This is a genomic window from Sphingomonas sp. (assembly GCF_035490575.1).
Classification (GTDB): Bacteria; Pseudomonadota; Alphaproteobacteria; order Sphingomonadales; family Sphingomonadaceae; genus Sphingomonas.
Genome location: NZ_DATJLI010000095.1, coordinates 1 through 1,947 on the forward strand (window position 1 = coordinate 1; position 1,947 = coordinate 1,947).

Annotated in this window: 2 protein-coding genes; both read right to left on the reverse strand. The window is 69.9% G+C overall.

Features of this window, described 5'->3' with window-relative positions; translation table 11 throughout:
* A partial coding sequence (locus VL973_RS07270) for a RecQ family ATP-dependent DNA helicase (RefSeq protein ID WP_325283362.1) occupies window positions 1–1,032 on the reverse strand: 1,032 nt, incomplete at its 3' end.
* Between the two features lie 30 nt (window positions 1,033–1,062).
* Window positions 1,063–1,947: alpha/beta fold hydrolase (locus VL973_RS07275; protein WP_325283363.1), on the reverse strand; the 885-nt coding region annotated here is incomplete at its 5' end.

A 1,947-nucleotide genomic window follows, 5' to 3' on the forward strand; every position in this document is an offset into this window, starting at 1 on the left:
GACCTCGGCAATCCGCTGGCGCGCGCGGGCCAGATCGTCGGCGCCCCAGAACAGATGCGCTACCGCCGGGTCGCCGTCGCGCCCCGCGCGGCCGGTTTCCTGATAATAGGCCTCGATCGACTTGGGCAGCCCGGCATGGGCGACGAAACGCACATCGGGCTTGTCGATGCCCATGCCGAACGCGACCGTCGCGGCGATCACCATATCCTCGCTCGCGACGAACGCCGCCTGGTTGGCGGCGCGGATCGCAGGGTCCAGCCCGGCGTGATAGGCGCGCGTCGGGCGCCCCGATTTCGCCAGCGCCGCCGCCAGCTTTTCGGTCGCGGCGCGGGTGGGGGCATAGACGATGCCCGGCCCGTCATGCTCGGCGATCACGTCCAGCAATTGCCGCGTCGTATTGTCGCGCGGGGTGATGACGTAGCGGATGTTGGGCCGGTCGAACCCCGCGACGATCAGGCCGTCCTGCGGAATGCCAAGCTGCTCGAGAATGTCGGCCCGCGTATGCGCGTCCGCCGTCGCGGTCAGCGCCAGGCGCGGGACATCGGGGAACTGGTCGAGCAGCGGGCGCAGCAGCCGGTAATCGGGGCGGAAATCATGCCCCCATTCGCTGACGCAATGCGCTTCGTCGATCGCGAACAGACAGATGCGCGACGCGCTCAGCAGTTCGCGGAAGTGACCCGTCGATGCGCGTTCGGGCGCGATATAGAGCAAATCCAGCGCCCCGGCGCGGAACCGCTCGATCGTCTCGGCCCGGTTGGTGTCGGCGCTGGTCAGCGTGGCAGCGCGGATGCCCACGGCTTCCGCTGCGCGAAGCTGGTCATGCATCAGCGCGATCAGCGGGCTGACGACGACGCAGGTGCCGTCCATCATCACGCTGGGCAGTTGATAGGTCAGCGACTTGCCCGCGCCCGTCGGCATCACCGCCAGCGTGCGCCGGCCCGCCAGCACGCGCCCGACCACATCGGCCTGCACCCCGCGAAAGGCAGGGAAGCCGAACGTCGATTTCAGCGTTTCGATGGGGTCGCGGGTCATGCCCGGCCCGCTATCGGGGGCCATGCCCGATCAGGCAAGCCCCGCGACGCGGCGGATGAACGCGGCGGTGGCGCCCGGATGCGTGACGGGCAGCATGTGGCCGCCATCGACCATGTCGAATTGCGCGCCCGGAATCGTCGCGACCGTCGCTTTCCCCTGCGATACCGGGTCCAGCACCGCGTCACCGCGCCCGAACAGGATGCCGACCGGCAGCGTCAGTTCGGGATAATGCGCGGCCATCCACGCGACCTCTGGCCCATTGTTCATCACCTCGAACGATCCGGCGCGGTAGCTTTGGGGGCGGGCCGACAGTGCGCCGCCGCCCCTCGTCACGAAATCAGCGGGGACGGGATCGGGCGCGAAGACGGCGGCGGCGACGGCGGGGCCGGTCAGCACCGCGCTCGGCACCGCCAGCGTCCATGACAGCGCCTGTCGCACACCGACCGGGGTCGCCAGACCCGCGAATTGCGGCGGCGGCGCCTTTACCGGCTGGGTGAGCGGTGACACCAGCGCCAGTGCGCCAAACCGCCCCGGCGCTGCCAACGCCGCCGCCAGCGTAACCGCGCCCCCCAACGAATGGCCGACCAGCACCGGCCGCTCCAGACCAAGCGCATCGGCGACACGGGCAATCAGCCGCCCCTGTTCCAGCACGCCCGGCCGCCGTCCCGTAAAGGTCGAATGGCCCCAACCCGGCCGGTCGATGGCGATCACCCGGTAATCTGACGCCAGCCGCTGGCTCAGCGCATAGGTGAAGTTGCGGAGCTGCCCCATCAGACCGTGGACCATCAACAGCACAGGGCCGCTGCCCTGATCGACATAATGGATGCGCGCGCCGTCCACCTCGACAAAGTTGCCGTCCGCGGGCACGGCCCGGTTGGCCGCGCGCGCTGCCAGCGCCGACCATAAAGCCAGCCC